The 21,955-nt window shown below is 40.2% G+C and carries 21 protein-coding genes, 4 tRNA genes and 1 pseudogene; 13 read left to right on the top strand and 13 right to left on the bottom strand.

Translation table 11 applies throughout. The features are described from left to right. Positions 1 to 134: 134 nt before the first annotated feature. The 5 genes from B4F08_RS11290 to B4F08_RS11270 all read left to right on the top strand — a co-directional run bounded on the left by B4F08_RS11290 (position 135) and on the right by B4F08_RS11270 (position 3,758). On the top strand, positions 135 to 410 hold the full coding sequence (locus B4F08_RS11290; RefSeq protein ID WP_291374412.1) for a hypothetical protein: 276 nt from the start codon (positions 135 to 137) through the stop codon (positions 408 to 410). Positions 411 to 496: 86 nt separating this feature from the next. Further along, positions 497 to 982, top strand: coding sequence for a chorismate--pyruvate lyase family protein (locus B4F08_RS11285; RefSeq protein WP_291374411.1), 486 nt, complete (start codon positions 497 to 499; stop codon positions 980 to 982). Then, positions 979 to 1,860 (top strand): 4-hydroxybenzoate octaprenyltransferase, encoded by an 882-nt coding sequence (ubiA, locus tag B4F08_RS11280; protein ID WP_086208004.1) that lies wholly within the window; start codon positions 979 to 981, stop codon positions 1,858 to 1,860. Before B4F08_RS11285 ends, ubiA begins: the two co-directional genes overlap by 4 nt. 109 nt (positions 1,861 to 1,969) lie before the next feature. Further along, entirely contained in the window at positions 1,970 to 3,424 is a 1,455-nt protein-coding gene (locus B4F08_RS11275) for an alpha/beta hydrolase family protein (protein WP_291374410.1), read from the top strand. A gap of 103 nt (positions 3,425 to 3,527) precedes the next feature. Then, a complete protein-coding gene (locus B4F08_RS11270) occupies positions 3,528 to 3,758 on the top strand; it encodes a hypothetical protein (protein ID WP_291374409.1) in 231 nt (76 codons plus the stop codon). Between the two features lies 1 nt (position 3,759). Here B4F08_RS11270 and B4F08_RS11265 read toward each other — a convergent pair whose 3' ends face one another. From B4F08_RS11265 to B4F08_RS11230, 8 genes are all read right to left on the bottom strand, one after another. Beyond that, positions 3,760 to 4,227 carry a DUF2726 domain-containing protein gene (locus B4F08_RS11265; protein WP_291374408.1) on the bottom strand — a complete coding sequence of 156 codons (468 nt, stop codon included), beginning with the start codon at positions 4,225 to 4,227 and terminating at the stop codon, positions 3,760 to 3,762. 56 nt (positions 4,228 to 4,283) lie between these two features. Next, positions 4,284 to 4,359 (bottom strand) — tRNA-Asn (locus tag B4F08_RS11260). 281 nt (positions 4,360 to 4,640) lie between these two features. Beyond that, positions 4,641 to 4,716, bottom strand: a tRNA-Asn gene (locus B4F08_RS11255). Between the two features lie 200 nt (positions 4,717 to 4,916). Then, positions 4,917 to 4,992 (bottom strand) — tRNA-Asn (locus B4F08_RS11250). A gap of 4 nt (positions 4,993 to 4,996) precedes the next feature. Continuing rightward, positions 4,997 to 5,072 (bottom strand) — tRNA-Asn (locus tag B4F08_RS11245). 145 nt (positions 5,073 to 5,217) lie between these two features. Next, positions 5,218 to 5,844 (bottom strand): superoxide dismutase, encoded by a 627-nt coding sequence (locus B4F08_RS11240; RefSeq protein WP_010327236.1) that lies wholly within the window; start codon positions 5,842 to 5,844, stop codon positions 5,218 to 5,220. Between the two features lie 229 nt (positions 5,845 to 6,073). Continuing rightward, the gene (locus B4F08_RS11235; protein ID WP_086207999.1) at positions 6,074 to 6,694 is read right to left on the bottom strand and encodes a superoxide dismutase; all 621 of its coding nucleotides are present in this window, start codon (positions 6,692 to 6,694) and stop codon (positions 6,074 to 6,076) included. Positions 6,695 to 7,024: 330 nt separating this feature from the next. Continuing rightward, positions 7,025 to 7,783, bottom strand: a complete 759-nt coding sequence (locus B4F08_RS11230; protein ID WP_291374407.1) for a Nif3-like dinuclear metal center hexameric protein — start codon at positions 7,781 to 7,783, stop codon at positions 7,025 to 7,027. Between the two features lie 168 nt (positions 7,784 to 7,951). Between B4F08_RS11230 and B4F08_RS11225 the strand changes: the two genes are divergently transcribed. Continuing rightward, a complete protein-coding gene (locus B4F08_RS11225; RefSeq protein ID WP_086207997.1) occupies positions 7,952 to 9,130 on the top strand; it encodes a S1C family serine protease in 1,179 nt (392 codons plus the stop codon). Between the two features lie 733 nt (positions 9,131 to 9,863). Here B4F08_RS11225 and B4F08_RS11220 read toward each other — a convergent pair. From B4F08_RS11220 to B4F08_RS11210, 3 genes are all read right to left on the bottom strand, one after another. Next, a complete protein-coding gene (locus tag B4F08_RS11220) occupies positions 9,864 to 10,826 on the bottom strand; it encodes a Tim44 domain-containing protein (RefSeq protein WP_086207996.1) in 963 nt (320 codons plus the stop codon). Between the two features lie 87 nt (positions 10,827 to 10,913). Further along, entirely contained in the window at positions 10,914 to 12,305 is a 1,392-nt protein-coding gene (gene radA / locus B4F08_RS11215) for a DNA repair protein RadA (RefSeq protein ID WP_291374406.1), read from the bottom strand. 139 nt (positions 12,306 to 12,444) lie between these two features. Next, complete coding sequence (locus B4F08_RS11210; protein WP_086207994.1) at positions 12,445 to 13,806, bottom strand: alanine/glycine:cation symporter family protein; 1,362 nt, start codon at positions 13,804 to 13,806, stop codon at positions 12,445 to 12,447. A gap of 332 nt (positions 13,807 to 14,138) precedes the next feature. Between B4F08_RS11210 and B4F08_RS11205 the strand changes: the two genes are divergently transcribed. From B4F08_RS11205 to B4F08_RS11180, 6 genes are all read left to right on the top strand, one after another. Beyond that, positions 14,139 to 15,542, top strand: a complete 1,404-nt coding sequence (locus tag B4F08_RS11205; protein WP_119063109.1) for an amino acid permease — start codon at positions 14,139 to 14,141, stop codon at positions 15,540 to 15,542. A gap of 133 nt (positions 15,543 to 15,675) precedes the next feature. After that, positions 15,676 to 15,900: an LPS translocon maturation chaperone LptM gene (lptM, locus tag B4F08_RS11200; protein WP_086207992.1), complete on the top strand. Its 225-nt coding sequence runs from the start codon at positions 15,676 to 15,678 to the stop codon at positions 15,898 to 15,900. Positions 15,901 to 15,932: 32 nt separating this feature from the next. Continuing rightward, positions 15,933 to 17,183 (top strand): diaminopimelate decarboxylase, encoded by a 1,251-nt coding sequence (gene lysA, locus B4F08_RS11195; RefSeq protein WP_119063107.1) that lies wholly within the window; start codon positions 15,933 to 15,935, stop codon positions 17,181 to 17,183. A 5-nt stretch (positions 17,184 to 17,188) separates the two neighbouring features. Then, complete coding sequence (gene dapF / locus B4F08_RS11190) at positions 17,189 to 18,034, top strand: diaminopimelate epimerase (protein ID WP_291374405.1); 846 nt, start codon at positions 17,189 to 17,191, stop codon at positions 18,032 to 18,034. Positions 18,035 to 18,184: 150 nt separating this feature from the next. Further along, a complete protein-coding gene (locus tag B4F08_RS11185; protein ID WP_086207990.1) occupies positions 18,185 to 19,096 on the top strand; it encodes a tyrosine recombinase XerC in 912 nt (303 codons plus the stop codon). 342 nt (positions 19,097 to 19,438) lie between these two features. After that, positions 19,439 to 19,810 (top strand): hypothetical protein, encoded by a 372-nt coding sequence (locus B4F08_RS11180; RefSeq protein WP_291374404.1) that lies wholly within the window; start codon positions 19,439 to 19,441, stop codon positions 19,808 to 19,810. On the opposite strand, the pseudogene B4F08_RS17280 reads toward B4F08_RS11180, so the two are convergent. Together B4F08_RS17280 and B4F08_RS11170 are read right to left on the bottom strand one after the other, a co-directional pair. Beyond that, positions 19,737 to 20,316 (bottom strand): annotated as a pseudogene (locus B4F08_RS17280) (GNAT family N-acetyltransferase). The gene B4F08_RS11180 and the pseudogene B4F08_RS17280 overlap by 74 nt on opposite strands. Beyond that, a complete protein-coding gene (locus B4F08_RS11170; protein ID WP_086207988.1) occupies positions 20,316 to 20,810 on the bottom strand; it encodes an Lrp/AsnC family transcriptional regulator in 495 nt (164 codons plus the stop codon). Before B4F08_RS11170 ends, B4F08_RS17280 begins: the two are co-directional and overlap by 1 nt. Before the next feature lie 114 nt (positions 20,811 to 20,924). On the opposite strand from B4F08_RS11170, the gene B4F08_RS11165 reads away from it, so the two are divergent. Continuing rightward, complete coding sequence (locus B4F08_RS11165) at positions 20,925 to 21,530, top strand: LysE family translocator (protein WP_086207987.1); 606 nt, start codon at positions 20,925 to 20,927, stop codon at positions 21,528 to 21,530. Positions 21,531 to 21,955: the final 425 nt, after the last annotated feature.

The following is a 21,955-nucleotide window of genomic DNA, read 5'->3' as shown; positions in this document are numbered from 1 at the left end:
ACGACAACTCACCCAGTTGAATTTGATATGTACTACAGCTTGTAATTCTGAACTGAATTTCACTGTAAAAAACCCGCGCTAGTCGCGGGTTTTTTTGTATCATCTGTTTAACTTGAAAAAAAGTGATGAGAGTGATGGCACAACGTAAGAAGCACACCAGTTTTTATCCTTGGGTTGACCCTAAGAATCATGACAAAGGGTTTAAGTTAAATTTTTCGATGGTGACGTATATCGAAGTTGGTCGTACCTTTGAAGGTTATAAGCAGGCAGAGTTTGTTGCATTGAAAAGCCCTGAGTTGGCATTGGATTATGATTATCCTCAAAGTTTTTATTTGAGTGCTGAAGGTTTTATTTTAGTGAAAACACCACAAGGTACATTTGAAACCATTGCAAAGACAGATAATTGTTAGTGGCTGATCTTGGAATAGAATCAAAGGCATTTTCATAACTCAATAAGCGTGAAGTGCGCAGTAAAATCAATGGTACAGGTAGGCTTATGCAGCAGATTCCAACGGAACTAAAAACATGGTTATATGCTTCAGGTTCACTTACGCAACAACTAACGGATTTGGCAGATGGGGCGTTTAGGGTTCAACCCACTAAAGAGCATTTTCAGCGTCTTCAATTTATTGATGCTAAATGGATGGATATGCCGTATCAGCATATTTCATGGGTGCGAGAAAGTTTTTTATATGGCAGTGATGCAGAGCCTTGGGTTAAAGCTAAAAGTATTTTTCCGATTTTAAGTTTACAAGGTCGTGCTCGACTATTTAAACATATTGGAAAAAAACCTATAGGTTGGTTTTTATTTCAGCGTACCAATCCAGCATGTGAACGCCGTGTTATTTGGTTGGATGATGGCTGGACAAGACAGAGCTGTTATACTTGGCATGGCTGTAAGTTTATTGTTCAAGAAACATTTTTAGCGAGCTTTGAACAGTTCTTGCAGAAGCAAAATTCAGCAAGTGAAGGACAGTCATGACCGCTGCACATCAGATTACTTGGCGTGAACGTTTAGAAGCCTATTATTATTTATGTCGTTTTGACAAGCCAATTGGTACGGAGTTGGTATTTTGGCCCACCATGTGGGCATTATGGATTGCTAACCGGGGTATGCCGACTCTAAACATCTTAATTCCGATGATTTTAGGCACAATTTTTATGCGTGCAGCAGGCTGTGCCATCAATGATTTTGCTGACCGTAAAGTTGATGCACATGTAGAACGCACCAAGACACGTCCATTAGCAACAGGGATTATTAGCGCTAAAGAAGCGATTTATGTGTTTTTAGCTTTGGTTTTCGCTAGTGCTTGTATGCTGTTGTTTTTACCAATTGAAACGTTCTATTGCTCCTTTGGCGCGTTGTTCCTTGCCTTTATTTATCCTTTTATGAAGCGCTATACCCATTTGCCACAGGTGTTTTTGGGTGCAGCATTTTCATGGTCAATTCCTATGGCCTATACCGCTGTTGGAGAGCCTTTAGGCCTTACATGTTGGTTGTTGTATTTTGGCAATCTTGCTTGGACAGTTGCTTACGATACTCAGTATGCAATCACTGACCGTGAATATGATTTAAAAATTGGGGTGAAATCAACAGCCATTCTATTTGGTCGTTTTGATATTCAAATTATTGCGCTATTACAAGTTGCGAGTGTTGTCTTAATTGGGACGGCACTTTACTTAGAAAGTTTATTGATACCGTTTGGTTTAATAGCATTATTTATGGTTATGCTGGATTTTCTTTACCAATGGACTAAAACCAGAGACAAAAATCCACAGCGTTGTTTTTGGGCATTTCGTCATAATCGTTGGGTAGGTTTGATTATTTTTGTTGGAATCTTTTTAGAATTAAATATTTAAAATAAACTTTTGTTCAAAAAGCATCCTATACAGGGTGCTTTTTTTATGCCTTAATAAAATGGCATGTAGTTTCATGCTTAAAAAAACAATGATTAAAAAAGGATATTTTATGAAACATTCGAAAATAGCTTTAGCCCTGACAGTTGCTGTTTCAACACTGTCTTTAACCGCTTGTAATGACGATGACAATTCGTCTAGTTCACATCAACAATCAAGCTATGTGTCTGAAGGGAACTATGCTTTAGATACCGTGGAAAATAGTTCATCTATTAAAGTCATGACTTATAACCTGACGAATGTGCAGGGGAAGACAGCGACCGCAACGGCAATGGTTTTATTTCCACAGGTAACTCAACCTAAAGATGGTTATCGTGTGGTGGTCTGGGAGCATGGAACGGTCGGAGGTGCAGATGATTGTGCCCCAAGTAAAAATGTCATTCATCCGCGCTTCAAAATTTTAGCAAATAGCTTATTGGCTGCAGGTTATGTCATTGTTGCCCCTGATTATGAGGGGTTGGGTGCACCAGGTGTACATCCTTATTTGAACTTATCTAGTCAGGCTAATTCCGCAATTGCAGCGGTAAAAGCAGTAAAAGAGCATTATGGTACCCAGTTAAATGGCGCTTGGATGTCGATTGGTCAATCACAAGGTGGGCATGCTTCTTTGGGTACAGCAGAATTTGCCAATACAGATACAACTTATAAGGGGGCAGTAGCAGGTGCACCTGCATCTAGTCTAGGGCGAATTATTCAAATTTATCTTGATCCACAGTTTAATCTGGATACGAATGGCGTGCCCAAAGCACATGGTCTTAATAGGTTAGATGAGCAATTACAACAGGTTCGCTATGCAGTTGCAAACAAGATCATTACAGCAGAAGAAGGACAAGCGACAATTGATCAAATTGCAGATGGTTATGCTGAACTTTTGGCTTATGCAGCACTGGCAAGCTCAGGTATTAAAGCGTATCAACCTGATTATGATTTAAAAAATATCTTTACCGCTGATGCTGCTGATATTGCAGAAAGTGCGTATGGTCGTAATGGTGATGATGGTGCCTGTTTGAGTTATCCAGAACCGAATAGTGCTAATGGATTACAAGAACAATTTAAAGCTGGCGTTGTAGAGTTTTTGGCAGATCCAACCCATTGGACTTCACAGTATGGTATTGATTTAAATAAAATGAAATCAGATCCAGTGGTTCAGAAATTCTTGGTTGATAATCAGCCTGCAACTAATGCGACTGCTGCGAAAGTGATTAAAACTCCTGTATTTATTATTCAAGGTGCAAATGATCAAGCCGTACTGCCTGTGGTAACACAAGCCTTATATGCAAACATGAAAGCGAACGCGACCAGCTACTTCCCGCAACAGGCTTATGCTGATGGTTATAAATTAACGATTGTACCGAATGCGAGTCACACCCAAGCTATTGTTTGTCAAAATGCAAATGCGGTTGATTTTATACAGACTTATATGTCTGCGGGGACAGGTATAGTGTTAACTGATGCAGAAAAAGATGCGAGTAGCAACCAACATTGCACAGGTATCGTGCCATCATAGTATAGATGGAATGATTTGATTGTAGAAAGAGCCTCATGATTAAGGCTCTTTTTGTTATAGTGTTGGTCCATTGAAATTTTAATATGTGAAAAATAGGCTTATTATGGTGAAATCAGCAAATAAATTAAGCCCAAAAGTCATACTGGTGGCAAGTCTAGGAATTGTGATCCCGCTTTTTATTTTGACGATGGCCTATTTAGCAGTAAAAAGTGATGCGAAAAACCAGGCTGAATATCAACGGATTAAAGAGAAGCAGCAGCAACTCATTCAAGAAAAAATGGCGGCTGAAAAGCGATTAGCAGAACAAAAGGCGAGTGGAGCAGTAGAGCGCTAGCTCATGCGCTTTTTGCAGAAGCAAAATAATCCAGTTGTTTGTGTAATTGTCGTATGCTGGGAATTTCAGTAAAACGTAGAACCATATAACCTGCTTCATTCAACATCGCATCACGCTCAGCATCTTCTTGTTCTTTGCCTAGGTGGGAAGGGTCATCCAACTCAATAATGACCACCACATCCAATTGCTCATTCAATAAAACAAAATCGGTAACTTTACGGTTAAATTTGGCCCGTATTTTATAGTGATCACTGGTAATCAACGAACTAAATGAAACTTGAGCAAGAATATGATAGCGCGGAAAGGCTTCTTTTAAGCGAATAAACATTTTACGTTCAAACGGCGTAATGACGTGTTTGGCATAAAATTTTTGTTTAGAGCGAAACAGGTCAGGGTAGACCATCATCACTAAGATAATAGTGGCGAAGCAGCCGATGATAAAAAAGGTGATTTGACTCAGATTGAACACAATATTTTCTAGCGCAAAGAAAAAACCCACTCAAATGGAGTGGGTTTTTAGAATTTTGGCTCTCCAACCTGGGCTCGAACCAGGGACCTGCGGATTAACAGTCCGTCGCTCTACCGACTGAGCTATTGGAGAATCTGCACGCATTCTATGTGCCAAAGCACGCAGGGTCAAGTCTTTGCGCTGATATTTTTATGAAATTTACGTTAAATGATTTAAAAATAAACGGTTTAGCTTTTGTTGAAGTTATGCTGAATGCTATATCTTTAGCGTCATCAACTTAGCTTAGTATTTAATGGTATTGGTCAGTTCTATGAAAACAAGGATTGAGAAGGAGTAGATGTGGGTTTCTTGATTGCACACTGATGATATAAAAGAAAAAAGCCCAAGGCATTGTGCTTGGGCTTTTTAAAATTTGGCTCTCCAACCTGGGCTCGAACCAGGGACCTGCGGATTAACAGTCCGTCGCTCTACCGACTGAGCTATTGGAGAATCTGAAATGCAGTATAGAGAAATTTATACATGGGTCAAGTTACAAAGCCAAAAAAAGCTAAATTTTAGATTAATTGTTTTTTTTCTAAGCAGATTGATAGGCTTATCTGCATTTTTAGGCAAAAGAGAAGGCGCTGATGTTTGAAAAAGTTGATCTATAAAAAAAGCCCAAGTCATTATGCTTGGGCTTTTTAGAATCTTGGCTCTTCCACCTGGGCTCGAACCAGGGACCTGCGGATTAACAGTCCGTCGCTCTACCGACTGAGCTATGGAAGAATAGTGGCTCTCCAACCTGGGCTCGAACCAGGGACCTGCGGATTAACAGTCCGTCGCTCTACCGACTGAGCTATTGGAGAATCTGATGCGCATTTTAGGGAGGAAAGGGAAATGGGTCAAGTAAATAATATAAAGAAATGAATTGTTTGCTTTATAAATATGCGTTTAGGCATCAAAAACAAAAAACCGCTCAAAAAGAGCGGTTTTTTTCAAATAAGACGAATCTTATTTTTCAACGCCAGCAGCTTGACCTGCATATTTCGCGTTTGCATAATCCCAGTTTACAAGGCTTTCAAGGAAAGTTTTGATGTAAACAGGACGTGCATTACGGAAGTCGATGTAGTAAGCATGTTCCCAAACGTCAATGGTTAACACTGCAACTTTACCGTGTGCAAGTGGAGTGTCTGCATTTGAAGTTTTAAGGATAGAAAGGTTGCCATTTACTTCGTCAGCAACTAACCAAGCCCAACCTGAACCAAATTGAGTTGTAGCAGCAGCAGCAAATTCTTCAGCGAATTTTTCGTAAGAACCGAATGCTTCATCAATTTTAGCAGCTAAAGCACCTGTTGCTTTACCACCACCGTTTTTAGCCATACAGTTCCAGTAGAATGTGTGGTTCCAAACTTGCGCTGCATTGTTGAAGATACCTGCTTTAGATGCATCGCCAGCAGAAGCTGTGATGATTTCTTCTAAAGTTTTACCTTCAAGGTCAGTACCCTTGATTAGGTTGTTTAGGTTAACAACGTAAGTATTGTGGTGTTTGTCGTGGTGGAATTCTAAAGTTTCTTTGCTGATGTGCGGAGCAAGATCTTCGTAGCCATATGGAAGTGCAGGTAAAGTAATGGTTGTCATGTTTCATTCCTTGCAAATTTGCTGGGTTTTACTTTAAGTGCATTTATTGTAAATGATTCTAGAGACAATAGGGCAGTCTTTTAATACACAAAATATGCAAAAATTTTCGCAAGGAGACATATCGGATACACAAGATGTAGTTAGAGCCTTTTGCACGAAATATGTGCATTTGAGCAGGCTCTAAGCTACTTTAATGGGTTTACTGATCTGAATAGACTGCGATCAATAACTAATCTTTAGATTGTAGAGCCATATCATAACGACGATTAACTTCATCCCAATCGACCACATTATAAAAGGCATTGATATATTCAGGACGACGGTTCTGATATTTCAGATAATAGGCATGTTCCCATACATCTAAACCGAGAATGGGGGTATGCCCCCACATAATCGGGGAGTCCTGATTTGCACTACTTTCAACAATGAGTTTGTTTGTAGGGGTCACGCTCAGCCATGCCCAGCCACTGCCAAAACGGCTAATCGCTGCTTTGGTAAATGCATCTTTAAACGCATCAAAACCATCGAGTTGCTCATCAATAGCCGTTGCCACAGCTCCTGTAGGTTGTCCACCGCCTTGTGGACTCATGACGGTCCAAAACAGGGAGTGGTTGGCATGACCACCTGCATTATTGATCACCATATTTTTAAGATCAGTAGGAACATCATTCACTTTTGCAACCAGTTCCTCTACTGAAAGTTTCTCCCATTCTGTGCCTGCAATCGCGCCATTAATGTTATTGATATAAGTTTGGTGGTGCTTACTGTGGTGAATTTCCATCGTTTTTGTATCAATATTAGGTTCGAGCGCATCGTATGCATAAGGAAGAGTGGGTAAAGAATATGCCATGTGTTTGATTCCTTTAATCATTCAAAATTGTTTATGGATGTTTTTCAAAGCAGTTTTATTATCCGCTTAAAAGTAAATGAGAATCAATATGTTTATTATTTACATTTTTATAGTGTGAATTGAAATAAATTTTATGATTCATATTCGTTTGAACCTTAAGCGTATATGAAACAATGATTTTTTGAGTTGATGCTATGCTTTGATACAAGAATAAAAATATTGAAAATAGTATTTTAAATTAATGGCTTGTTGAAATTATGGTTTGGGCTGATATGGTCAGTAAAAGCTTATGGGAGAGCGGGATGAAAAGAGCTTCATCCCAGTGATTGCTTAAATCGGGTTATTTAATTCGAAATAAACATACTCAACATCAAATTGTGCTGCAAGGGCTTGACCTAATCGTTGCACGCCATAGCGCTCAGTTGCATGGTGTCCGCAAGCAAAATAATGCACATCGAGTTCTTTGGCTTCATAGAAAGTACGTTCACTGACTTCACCTGAAATATAGGCATCACAGCCTTGTTCAGCGGCTTTGACAATAAAATCTTGCGCACCACCAGTACAAAAACCGACTTTTTTGATCATGGTCTTGTCTGCAGGAAGATGGGTCACATCAAACTTTAATTTTTCAGAAATGAATTGTTTAAAGTCTTCCACAGGCATCGGTTGTTTTAAATAACCGATATTGCCAATAGGATGACGTTCAGAGGGGTCAAGCGCTTCAATCTGTTCTAGATCGAGCAAATCAGCAATCGCTGCATTGTTTCCAAGACTTGGATGGCTATCGAGTGGAAGGTGATACGCAACTAAAGAAAGATCATGCTGAATGAGACTCTTAATACGTTTACCGCGCATCCCTGTGATAGGGTAAGCTTCACCTTTCCAAAAATAGCCATGGTGCACCAGTAACAGATCCACATTTTCTCGAACCGCAGCATCAATCGCATCTTGTGATGCTGTCACCGCAGCTAAAATTTTACGCACTTCAGCCTTACCCTCAATCTGCAGACCATTGGGTGCATAGTCCTTAAATTCGGGAGATTTTAGGGTTTGGTCACACCATTGGATAATGTCTTTTAATTTTGCCATATCGACTTAAAAACTCATTTAAATTGATTAGATCGGAACTTATTGTTTATTGTAACTAAAGCATGACAAAACTCTTGCTTATTTTTGTGCTAGAGGTTGAATTTCGCTTTACAATAGGCATAAATTACTTAGTCATCAATGAATTAAAACATTTTAGAGGGTGAAATCGTGCGCAGGACTTTTTCCTGGTTACCTTGGGTATTACTCATTTTAGTCATTGCTGGATTTTTTGCGTGGCAGCAGTATCAAAAACCAAAAGCGCCTGTAGCTTCGGACGGTATCAAAATGCCTGCTGAAAAGGTCGAACCTTTAATTAATACGACGCGTACGGGTGGGGTGGTTTCTTATAGTGCTGCGGTGAAAGTGGCTGCGCCAGCAGTGGTGAATATTTTTACTACACAGAAAGTTAAACAACTCGATCATCCTCTACTTAATGATCCTGCATTCCGTGAGTTTTTTGGTAATCAAATTCCAGATCAGTTTAGTCAAAATAAAAATGAAAACAGTTTGGGGTCTGGAGTAATTGTTCGCCCAGATGGTTATATTTTGACAAATAACCATGTGATTGCTCAAGCAGATCAAATTGTGGTCGCACTGAATGATGGCCGCCGTGCAGTGGCAAAGGTGATTGGTACAGATCCTGATACGGATTTGGCTGTGATTAAAATAGAACTATCCGATTTGCCTGTCTTACCGTTTAAGTTGAGTGGTAATGAAGTCGGTGATGTTGTATTGGCGATTGGTAATCCCTTTGGTGTGGGTCAAACAGTAACTCAGGGGATTGTGTCGGCAACTGGGCGCTCTGATTTAGGCATTAATACCTATGAAGATTTTATTCAAACCGATGCTGCGATTAACCCAGGTAACTCAGGTGGCGCGCTGATTGATGTTGCAGGGAATTTAATCGGGGTCAATACCGCAATTTTCTCGCAATCTGGTGGTTCTTTAGGCATTGGTTTTGCGATTCCTGCAAAAATTTGTCAACAGGTACTAAATTCTATTCTCAAAGATGGTCGTGTTGTTCGTGGCTGGTTAGGTATTAGCTTACTTCCTGTCGAGCAAGTGAATATTTTAGAGCCGAAAGGACCTGGTGTGGTTGTAGCGGACGTATTGAAAAATGGCCCAGCTGCAAATGCCGGTTTAAAGAAAGGCGATAAAATTATTAAAGTAAATGAAGAGGTGATTACTTCAACTTCACATTTAATTAACTTTGTTGCGTTACAAGCTCCCAATAGCACCATTCAAATCTCGATTGAGCGTGATGGAAAACCAATGAATGTTGCTGTGGTCGTGGGGGAGAGAAAAGAGCAAAGTCAAGATTCACAGTTTATACCCTTACCTGAATAATACTGTAAACCATAAAACTAGAATGCCTCTGTACTCAGAGGCATTTTTTATGGATGCTATGAATCAATGTAATTAAAGTTGCGGGTGGGTACAGGTTCTGGGCTTAAGAATCATTTGGTTATTTAGAGTTAAGGAATCGAAGACACTTACTGACTTTTTATCTCATTGTGTATGAGTTGTCCTTAACAAGATCGAGATGCTTTGGATACTTTCTGCAATTTATAGTGAAATCTATACGAGCCTGTGACAGACAGAGCAGTCTATTTACTTGCAGTTGACTGAAATATTGATTCAAGCTCTTTGAAAAATTGTCTGAATGGAAAATTATCGAATTTTCATGCAATTTATCATTAGCTCTATTGAATTTAGCTGAAATTTGAACAACTTATCATGATGATGAATCATCTTCGCCATACGGTAAGGCTAAAACTATATTTGAGTATAAACGAATCCCTTTGTGTGTCTTGAGCTACGTTACAGTTTGGAGATATTTAGGTTACAGATGCCTTTTCTAAATATATTCTTCATCGAATTCAGTTTGTTAGTACAGTGGATGGTTTCCGTTATAGGCAATTATGGCTCGATTTTTAGATAGAACAGTCTCTGGAGAATTGCTATTTATGAGGTGTTTTATATAAGTGAAGTTGGAGGGTGTTTTGAATCGACAAGCCTGTTTTAGAGATACGATGCGTAAAAAAATAGCGACCGAAGTCGCTATTTTTGTATTTAAAAATTAAGCTTCTTGTTGGATACCTGCAACTAACCAGTCTTGGCTAGAACCCGCAGGTTTTACAAAATGCCAAACTTCAGTAAACGGCTGAGGTAAGCTGTTAAGATCTTCACTTACTGTACCCGTAAAACGTACACTTACTACGTATTGACCATTTTCAGTTGCAGAATCTGCAACCATCGCATTCAGGTTTGAAAATTCAGCTACATCTTGATCTTGATTTGCCATGATATCTTGATACATAGACTGATAAAGATCTGGTGTTAAATAACGCTGAATCTCAGAAATGTTACTTGCTGTATTCATAGATTGAATATGGTTAAAACGTTGACGCGCAATACGTAAGAACGCAGCGGGCTCTGTACCATCAGGAAGCTGACTGCCACTGTTGGTATATGCTGCGCCAAAAGGTGCATTGTTCTGCGGAGCAGCAGTTGAGCCACCTACGGATTGACCAAAGATGTTGGTACTGTCGTTAGATGTACGTGGTGCAGCTTGTTGGCCAAACGGTGATTGATTAGAACCACTGTTTGGCGCATAAGGATTAGCCGCTACTTTTTTTTTTGCGCCCATTTTACGGAAAATGAAGAAAGCAACAGCAGCGGCAAGTAAAATCCAAATCCAACTTGGAATGCCGCCTTTTTCTTCCTGTGCTTGCGCTTGAGAAGCAGAATTGTCATCTGCCAATGCATTTGCAGCAACAGCACCAATTGCAGCACCCGCCACACCTGCTGCAACCATACCCCCTACGCCTGGGCCAGATTTAGCTGGAGCCGTTGCAGGCGCAGTAGGTTGTTGAGCTGGAGTTGCTTGACGAGGTTGTTGATAAGACTGAGTTGGTGCAGCTTGACGGCTCATGCCGTGGCTTTTACCACCACCTGCACGTTTAGCTTCTGCAGCTAAAGGTGCAACTAAAAGAGCCGCTGTTAATAAACCAGCAATCAAGCCACGCTGTCGAACTTCCATCAAATTTTCCTACTCTATAAAAAATAAATATTGACTCTACCTTTATGCAGTCTTTTATCCTAAATTTCAATAAAAAACGTGTATATTTTAGTTGAGTTCATCACTTAAGCTCATTGCTTCGGTTAAAGCTTCATGTAAGCGTGCAACTGAAATGACGGTAACACCTGCAATATCTTTTTGTGGTGCATTGCCACGAGGCAGAATAATGTACTTAAATCCATGTTTAATGGCTTCTTTTAAACGTTCTTGACCATTAGGAACAGGGCGAATTTCACCTGAGAGTCCGACTTCACCAAAAACAGCTAACTGTTGTGGCAAGGCTTTCGCTCGAAGACTAGAGGCACAGGCCAATAAGACGGCTAAATCAGAGCCTGTTTCGGTGATCTTTAACCCTCCAACCACGTTCACGTAAACATCTTGTCCAGATGTTTGCACGCCACCATGACGATGCATGACTGCCAAAAGCATATTTAAACGGTTTTGTTCTAAGCCTAAAGCGACCCGACGTGGTTGACCATGCGCATCATCCACCAAAGCTTGCACTTCGACCAAGAGTGGGCGAGTACCTTCACGGCTAATCATCACGATTGAACCGGGAATCGCCTCATCATAACGGCTTAAAAAAATTGCCGATGGATTCGCTACTTCTCTTAAGCCTTTATCTGTCATGCCAAAAACACCGAGTTCATTGACTGCGCCAAAACGGTTTTTAACAGCACGAATCATTCGGTAACGTGAGTCGGATTGACCTTCAAAATACAACACGCAGTCCACCATATGCTCAAGTACACGGGGCCCTGCCAGTGAACCTTCTTTGGTGACGTGTCCCACAATAAACAGTGCGGTTCCACTATTTTTAGCAAAACGTGTCAGTAAGGCTGCAGATTCACGAATTTGAGATACACCGCCTGGTGCAGATTGGAGTGTCTCGGTATACAGTGTTTGGATCGAATCCAAAATAGCCACAGCAGGGCGTTCATGTGCAAGCACTTCACAAATACGCTCAACACAGGTTTCTGCCATAACTTTGAGTTTATCTGTTGGTAGGTCGAGGCGGCTTGCACGTAAAGCAACTTGAGAGAGTGATTCTTCACCAGTGACATACAAGGCTGCGCTATTGGCTGCCGCCATATGGGTTGCTGTTTGCAGTAAAATGGTCGATTTACCAATACCAGGATCCCCCCCGATTAGGACGACAGAACCTGTAACTAAGCCCCCCCCTAACACCCGATCAAATTCGCCTATCCCTGTTGCTAGGCGTGTTTCATGCGAAACTGAAATTTGGTTTAATGTGGTAATTGTTGCGGCTTGACCTGCATACCCCCCGCCCATTTTAGGTTGTGCGCGATGGCTGATAGCAGGGGCAATACTGACTTCATTTAAGCTGTTCCATTCACCACACTCTGAACATTGGCCTGCCCATTTTGGGTGATCTGCGCCACATTGTTCGCAACGATATACACTTTTTACTTTTGCCATGCTCGATTGGGTGCACTATTTTAAGATTAGACTGCTTCACAGCATACAGAGGATTGGATTTGAAATGAATGCTCAAAATCAAAAAGCCACCCGAAGGTGGCTTTGATATACAGACTCGCAAAGGAATTTTCAAAGAGACTTAATACAACTCACCTGATTTTCGTTTTTCGATAAAATCACGTGACTCTTTCACAATGACTGTTGAGAGTAATAGCAAAGCAATTAAGTTTGGAACGGCCATTAAACCATTAAAGGTGTCTGCAAATAACCATACGAGATCAAGAGATGCAACGCAGCCAATGAAAACGGATGCGATGTAAATAATGCGGTACAAGAGGACATACTTTTCGCCCAGTAAATAAGTACAGCATTTTTCACCGTAGTAGCACCAACCTAAAATGGTCGAATAAGCAAAGAACACAATACCAAAAGTCACGATCCAACCACCGACTCCAGGAAGTAACTTATCGAAAACATGGGTTGTTAAAACTGCGCCTGTTTCGCCTCCAAAGCTATTGCCAGCCATGATAAAGCCCATGACCAATACAATCCCCGTAATACTACAAACAATAATAGTGTCAATGAAGGTGCCTGTCATAGAGACCAAACCTTGACGTGCAGGGTGATCTGTTTTTGCAGCAGCGGCGGCAATTGGTGCCGAGCCCATACCTGCTTCATTTGAGAAGACGCCACGTGCAACACCATAACGAATCACCGCACCAATCGCACCACCCGCTACTGCTTCACCAGTAAAGGCATCCCGGAAAATTAGCTCAAGTGCAGGCATAACCAATTCAAGATGGTTAAAGATAATGATCAGACCGCCGAGGACATAGCCGATAGCCATGATGGGAACAATGAAAGAAGCTGCTTTGGAAATAGACTTAATTCCACCCAAAATCACTAAGGCAGAAAATACAGTAATGACGATGCCTGTGATCCATGTTGCAACTCCTGTGCTGTTTTCTATAGCCAGTGCAACGGTGTTGGACTGTACGGAACTACCAATACCAAATGAAGCTAATGTGCCAAAAAGGGCGAAAATTAGTGCCAACCATTTCCATTTTAAGCCACGTTCAATGTAGTACATTGGGCCACCCGACATTTCGCCTTTTTCATTTTTGATGCGGTATTTTACGGCCAGTACACCTTCACCATATTTGGTGGCCATACCGAACAGCGCAGTCATCCACATCCAAAACACAGCCCCTGGACCACCTAAAACACAGGCTGTTGCCACACCTGCAATATTACCTGTACCAATAGTCGCTGATAGCGCGGTCATCAATGACGCAAAATGAGAAATGTCTCCTGCATGTGATTTGGCATCCTCGTGTTTTCCAAAAACTTGTTTAAAGGCCAAAGGCAACATGCGAATTTGCCAAAAAAATAAACGTAGGGTGAGAAATATACCTGTCCCAACAATGAGGACCAGCATGTAGGGCCCCCAGACCCAGCCACTGATCATTTCCATAAATGTTTGTAAATTTTCTGTATTCATTTTTCTTTTGATCCTCTATGTTTTAAAACTTGAAATTTCTATAAAAAATTTGAGTTTTATTAAGCAATTGATATGCCATAGTCATGCATCCTGCACGATTTCTTGTCTTTTTTAGTCTTGGTCTATTTGTTGCATGGAATTTATTTTTTGACAAGCATTTTGAGATTTTTTTCTGAACAGTCTTTGGAGCATGATTTATTCCAAGGGAAATATAAGAAAAATTAATTAACTTTTCAAAATATGTTGAAAAAATAGATTAATGCAATTTTGTTTTTATTTTTGTGTTTTTTTCGGGTAATTTTGGCGGTTGGATATATAAGATGACATCAAGAATGAGTTTAGAAAATACAGAATCGACCTCTGAACAAGGCGATTTAAAACGGAGTTTGTCCAATAGGCATTTACAATTAATTGCGATTGGCGGTGCAATTGGTACAGGTCTCTTTATGGGGTCGGGGAAGACCATTAGCCTTGCTGGGCCGTCTATTCTCATCATCTACATGATTATTGGTTTTATGGTGTTTTTGGTCATGCGTGCGCTTGGCGAATTACTACTATCGAACTTGAAATATAAGTCATTTATTGACTTTTCAACGGATTTGATTGGGCCGTGGGCAGGTTATTTTGTCGGTTGGACATACTGGTTATGTTGGATCACGATTGGTATTGCTGACTTATCAGCCATTATTTATTACCTGCAGTTCTTTAATGGAGGCTTGCCTTTCACTCCGGGTGAAGGGGTGATGATCAGTATTGCCGCCATAGTCTTTATCATGGGTTTAAACCTGGTGACGGTGAAGTTGTTTGGTGAGCTTGAGTTTTGGTTTGCACTGATCAAAATTATTGCAATTGTTGTGCTCATCGCTGTGGGTTTGTGGATGATCTTCACAGGGTTTACCTCAACAGCAGGTCAGGTCGCATCCTTTACGCATCTTTGGTCACATGGTGGAATTTTCCCTACAGGCGTGACAGGCTTCCTTGCTGGTTTCCAAATCGCTATTTTTGCCTTTGTTGGGGTAGAATTGGTAGGTACGACTGCTGCTGAAACCAAAGATCCTGAAAAGAATTTGCCTAAAGCAGTCAACTCGATTCCAATCCGTATCATCATTTTCTATGTGTTGGCTTTAGTGATTGTGATGTCTGTGACTCCATGGAACACAATTGACCCTACAGTTTCGCCCTTTGTGAACTTGTTTAGCCAAGCGGGGATTGCTGCTGCTGCCATCATCATGAATTTGGTGGTGCTGTCTTCTGTGATGTCATCCATGAACAGTGGCGTGTTTTCAACTTCGCGCATGTTGTTTGGTTTGTCACGTGAAGAGCAAGGTCCAAAAGCATTTGGTCATTTAAACAAACGTGCTGTTCCTGCCAATGCACTGTATTTTTCTGCAGTGTGTTTGTTGTTGGGCGCAGCGCTTCAATATTTTGTTCCAAATACAGTTGAAGCCTTTACTTTGGCAACCACACTTTCGACGATTTTGTTTATCTGTGTTTGGATTATGATTATCTGGAGCTACATTGTTTACTATAAAACTCGTCCAGAATTACATGCAAAATCAACCTTTAAACTACCAGGCGGTTTATTTACCTGTTGGTTTGTGATTATTTTCTTCATTGGTGTGATTTATGTGCTGTCTTTAGAAGCCGACACCATGAAAGCTTTAATGGTGAGCCCAATTTGGTTCATTATTTTAATTATTGGTTATTTTGGTTTTTACAAACCGAAAAATAAATAATCACTGTGATTGAGAAAAACACCAGTCTTTAACTGGTGTTTTTTTTTCACACACTATAATCTTTAGCGCTTAGTGGTTTGGTCATGTCTCTTGATCAGGTTATACTTCTTCAAAATATTAAATAGGTGGTCAGATGCGTTCTGTCATTTGCTGCATCAGTGTCTTGGTGATGAGTACTGCATTCATTGGTTGTGGTCAATCTGGTGCATTACATATGCCAAATGATCCAAACTACGACAAACGGGCAAAATATTTGCTTTATAAAGATGCCGCTGAAAAACCAGTTGCACAAAAGGAAGACTCAACATCCGTTAAGCAAGAGTTTGCTGCACCTTTAGTTGAAACCAATCAACCTTAATCCCTTAAACGCTTCATAGAAAGGATACATTCATGAGTTTTACCCGCAATCATGGGGTTTTGCAGGCCGAGCAATGCTCACTGCAACAGCTTGCGCAGCAATTTGGTACGCCACTGTATGTTTATTCAAAGGCCACTTTTGAAAAGCATTACACAGAAATGGATCGTGCTTTTGATTTTATTGATCATCAAATTTGCTTTGCGGTCAAGTCGAACTCAAACATTGCAGTATTGAATGTTCTTGCGAAGCTGGGTGCTGGTTTTGACATTGTGACGGGTGGGGAACTGGCTCGAGTGCTAAAAGCTGGTGGTGATGCTTCTAAAATCGTATTTTCGGGTTTAGGTAAAACTGAAGCAGACGTTCAAAAAGCCTTAGAAGTGGGTATTGCATGCTTCAATGTCGAGTCTTATGCAGAGTTGGATCGGATTCAAAAAGTTGCAGCCAAGCTCGGCAAAAAAGCACCGATTTCACTGCGCGTCAATCCAGATGTAGATGCGAAAACGCATCCTTATATTTCAACAGGCTTGAAAGAAAATAAATTTGGGATTCCGTCTGATGCGGTCTTTGAAACCTATGCCTATGCTGCAACCCTACCGAATTTAGAGATTATTGGGATTGACTGCCATATTGGTTCACAGTTGACTGAGACACAACCTTTTGTTGATGCCTTAGATCGTATGATTTTGATGATCAATCAACTGAAAGCGATGGACATTCAGTTGAAACATATCGACATTGGTGGTGGTTTAGGCGTGACTTATAAAGATGAAGTCCCACCAACTGTGTTTGAATATGCCAATGCAATGAAGCCTGCTTTAGAAAAATTAGGTTTGAAAGTGTATATGGAGCCAGGACGTAGTATTTCTGCAAATGCAGGTGTGTTACTGACCAAAGTTGATTTATTGAAGCCGACTGTGCATCGTAACTTTGCCATTATTGATGCAGCTATGAATGACTTGATTCGTCCTGCGTTGTATGAGGCGTGGATGGATATTCAGCCCGTTACACCTCGTTCGGATGTTGAGGAACAAGCGTGGGATGTGGTTGGGGCGATTTGTGAAACGGGTGACTTCTTAGGTAAAGAGCGAATGCTTGCACTGAAAGAAAATGACCTGCTTGCTGTATTGGGTGCAGGAGCCTATGGTTTTGCAATGAGCTCAAATTATAACAGTCGTGGCAGAGCTGCTGAGGTGATGGTGGATGGTGATCAAGCGCATTTGATTCGTGAGCGTGAAACCATTGAGTCACTTTGGGATAAAGAACGTTTATTGCCTGAAGGATAATGCAGATGTTTTTAGAATTTACCAAAATGCATGGTCTAGGCAATGACTTTATGGTGGTTGACCTCATTAGCCAAAGAGCTTTTTTGGATACGGTAACGATTCAACGTTTGGCTGACCGTCATTTTGGCATCGGGTTTGATCAGCTTTTGATTGTTGAACCACCTGACTTACCCAATGTTGACTTCAAATATCGCATTTTTAATGCCGATGGTTCTGAAGTTGAACAGTGTGGTAACGGGGTTCGCTGTTTTGCCCGCTTTGTGCATGAGCGTCAATTGACCACGAAAACCAAGATTAAAGTACAAACCAAAGCAGGAATTGTGGAACCTGAACTCGGCCAAAATGGCTGGGTGCGGGTGAACATGGGCTATCCAAAATTTTTGCCGCAGGAAATTCCATTTATTGCGGATGCGCCTGAAGCTTTGTATGACATTGCTTTGGCAAATGATGAACAGCTTACAATTGATGTGGTTAATATGGGTAATCCGCATGCAGTCACTATTGTTCCTGATGTGATTAGAGCTGATGTTGCAAGGATTGGTCCTCAGGTGGAGTCGCATGAGCGTTTTCCACAACGTGTCAATGCTGGTTTTATGCAGATTATTGATGAAAAACATGCGCGTTTGCGTGTGTTCGAGCGTGGTGTAGGCGAAACACTTGCATGTGGTACAGGGGCATGCGCCGCAGCAGTTTCTGGTATGCGCCGTGGCTTACTGGCCTCATCAGTTGAGATCGAGCTAGCTGGTGGTAAGTTACATATCGAATGGCGTGACGGTGATGTGGTTTGGATGACAGGTCCAACCGCAAATGTCTACGAAGGACGTATTGATCTGAGTTATTACCAAAACTAATTGAGACTCACATAAGAAGCACTGATTCGTCAGTGCTTTTTTTATGCAAAATGAAAGACACATCTAAAAAGCTTAGACAGTGTTACTATGCAAAATATAAGCATTCTTTATTTGACTGAACAATAGAGGCGATTTGTGACCTTTGAGCCCATGCAACTGCTCGCGATGTGGTTAAAACAACGAGAAATACAAAACCAGTCTGTGCATACTTTGCAGGCTTATGAGCGTGATGTGTCTGATTTTTTACTGTTCTGTGAGCAGAAAAAACTTCAACTTAATGATGTTGAAGCAACCGATTTGCGTGAATATGTGGCACAAAAAGTTGAACATCAACAACTTAGTTCTAGCAGTTTACAGCGGATGTTGTCTGCGATTCGTCAATTTATGAAATGGGCTGAGCAAGGGCAATATTTGGCTTTTAATCCTAGCGATGACTTTCAGCTTAAACGTAAACCACGTCCTTTACCGGGCTTGGTCGATATTGAAACCATCAATCAAATTTTGGATCAGGCTTTACCTGAAAAAGAAGTCGAACAGCAAATGTGGTACCGCGACAAAGCATTGCTTGAGTTGCTCTATGCCAGTGGATTACGCCTAGCAGAAGTACAAGGCTTAAGAATTAAAGATATTGATTTCAATCGACAGTTACTACGTATTACAGGTAAAGGGAATAAAACTAGAGTCGTGCCATTTGGTTCTAAAGCCAAAGAGGCAGTGATGAAATGGCTAAGCATTTATCCACTGTGGAATGGGGACTTTGTTCCTGATGCACAAGTTTTTATTACACAAAAGGGCAATCCTTTGGGGATGCGCCAGATTGAAAATCGGGTCAAGTTTCAAGCACAGCGTGCAGGGGTAAATATTGATCTGCATCCGCACTTACTCAGGCACTGTTTTGCCAGTCACATGCTGTCAAATAGTGGTGACTTACGCGCGGTGCAGGAAATGTTAGGGCATAGTAATTTAAGTACTACACAAATTTATACGCATGTTGATTTTGACCGCCTAGCGCAGGTGTATGACCAGACGCATCCCAGAGCACAGCAGAAATCTAAAAATTAGTGCATTGGTTTTTTAAAAATACAGTCACAAAAGTTTGGTAATATTTCGTTGAATCTTTTCAGCCAAAAGTTGATTTAAGTGAGCTAAGAATAAAGTGGATACAAAAAAAGCAGAATATTAATAAAAAATTCGGCATTATTTTTGCTTTGTAATCATTGAAATAAACCCATTTGGTGACTGCGCTTAACTCGAAAAAACACTATTATGAACTTTTGTAGAATAATCATTTAGCAAAAATTAGAGTATAAACTTAAAAATAGGATTGGCTTGTTGTTCCCTGTTCAGAAAAATGGTGACTTTAAGCTTATATTGAAAATGACAAGTGTGAATATAGGTCAGTAGATGATTTCAGATATACAAGCAAAGTATGATCAACTTAGTTCAGCGCAAAAAGATATTTTTGCGGGTTATGGACTACGTCAAGTTAAACACTTTGTTGAAATTAGTTTAGCCAATATTGAGCCAGTACTGCCTGAAAATGCATTTGTTCAAGGGATTAATGCTGCGGGTAAAGTTCAGGCGTTCAATCCAGAAACTGGACAATATTATCTTTGGATTTCTGACTTACAGTGGCAAGCAACAACTCAGCCATCAAATAGCATTGATTTGAAAGAGGACTTTCTTGAAGTCTGGAAAATTTTTAATCTTGAACAATATGATTTGATTGATTTAAGTCATATTCATCGTGATTTTTTAGAAAGTCAGTTGGCTTAATGCTATAGAGAGTATGCTCAAGTAGTGGGCTGTTTTGATCGAGTTTTAGATGATTAAAATAGCCACGATGTTGCATGGCCAGACGTTTCATCATGGCTTCAGAAGCTATGTTCTGAACTGCGGTAAAGGCAACGATTTCATTTAATTTTAAAATAGAAAAAGTAAAAAATAAGCAAGCCTGTGCCGCTTCAGTTGCATAACCTTGATGCCAAAACTTTGGATCAAATCGTCAACTGATTTCAATACAAGGTGAAAATCAAAGCGTTCAGGTTGAATATTTAAACCTGTAAATCCAATAAACTTTCGCTTGTACTTCAATTCAACCGCCCAAAAGCCCAACCATTTTGATTGATGAATTGTTGAAATGTTTGCGTGAGCGGACTTGGAAAATAACCTATCACTTGGGCATCGGCATTTAACTTTGCAAACGCATCAAAATCATTTGCATGCCATGATCTTCAGCGTAAACGCTGAGTTTCAATGCTAAAAGGTTTTGACCTAGTCATCAAATTTCATCAAGCGGGAGTTGAAAACTTTGCTTAATAATTTGGCTAGGCAGGTCTGTTTTGACACTGGTAATGCCATTCTTTTTAGTTAAATGTGTCGATTGGAACTTGCGATAGCTTTCTAAATCAGGTACCACGACTTTCAGCATTGCATCGCATTCTCCTAAAATAATGTAGCATTCCATAACTTGAGGGAGTTCTTTCATTGCCTCAATAAAAGTATCAATGGTTTCCGCATCCTGTCCCACCAACCAAATACGTGAAAACAGAATTAATTGCAGACCAATTTTTTGCGGATCGACCACAGTTGTATAGTTTTGAATGACACCTGCTTCTTCTAAAAGTTTGACACGTCTTAAACACGATGAGGGTGAAAGGCCAATTTCACGGGCTAGGTCATTATTTTGAATACGGCCATTGTCTTGCAAATAGCGAATGATATTTTTATCAATACGATCAAGTTTTATACGCACAGACTTTGGTGATTGTTTCATATCTTAGAATATAATTTGAAAAATACGTTTTATTATAGAATAAATTGAAAGCCAATTTTGTAATATTTCGCACATACTAATTTTCACTTTCTAAAACATGAAAGGGGAAAGGAAATGTCTGTATATGTACTCTTTGCACTCACAGTGCTACCGCTGATTTTTACACCTGGGCCAGATATGTTATTTATTTTGTCTCAAGTTATGGGCAAAGATGCAAAAGCAGGCATGATGGCAACAGTTGGTGTATGTACAGGCTACTTACTCCATTCCATTTTAGTGGCTTTGGGTATTGCAGCCATTATTGTATCGTTTCCTGTTTTGTTTGAAACTATTCGTTGGTTAGGAATTGGCTATTTATTGTATTTGGCTTTTGGTTTATTAAAGTCAGTGTTTAGTAGTAAAAAACTGCAACTGGAACGTCAAGTGGAACGTAATCCAATCAAAAAAGGCTTTTTTACCGCGCTATTAAACCCTAAGGGAATGTTGATTTACTTTGCAATTTTACCGCAATTTATAGATAAGTCAGGTCATACAGTTAGCCAAGGCCTGATCCTTTCTTTGCTGTTTATTGCGATGATTTTTGTGGTGTACTGTAGTTTGAGCTTTGTTTTTGCAAAAATCACACAGAAGTCTCAAATAGATGCGCGTAAACAAAAATGGATTGATGGCACTTCTGGAAGTTTGTTGGCTTTGGCTGCAACATGGCTCATTGTGAACTAAGCTGAGATCAAAAGCATGTCTGAATGACATGCTTTTTTTTAATTGCGCTTTCAATAAAGCGTCATAAATAGCTTATATGATGTGATGTGGAAATGCAGAGAGTGTGACTTTAATTTACTCGAAAGCATTTCTATCTTAAATGACAAATTTCAACACCAATATAAAGATGTGAACAGACAGTCAATAACTCGTAGTTGAAGCAAATTCGCAGAAAAGAAATCAGATCTGCCAATAATACAAATCAAATAAAAACATAATAAAAATCAATCCTTAATATATGTATGATTTTGTGCAAATAAACTGCGGATAAAAAAGTATGAACGCGACGTTCAGCTAAAATTACGCATTTTTACAGCTCTTTGATGAATTGTGACTTGACCGAAATGCCGTACACATTGCAAGATAGGGCACCTAAAAAAATTTAA

Origin of the sequence: Acinetobacter sp. UBA6720, from assembly GCF_002454215.1 — a bacterium.
In the GTDB taxonomy this organism is placed as follows: domain Bacteria; phylum Pseudomonadota; class Gammaproteobacteria; order Pseudomonadales; family Moraxellaceae; genus Acinetobacter.
This window is presented reverse-complemented; position numbering and strand designations above follow the sequence as displayed.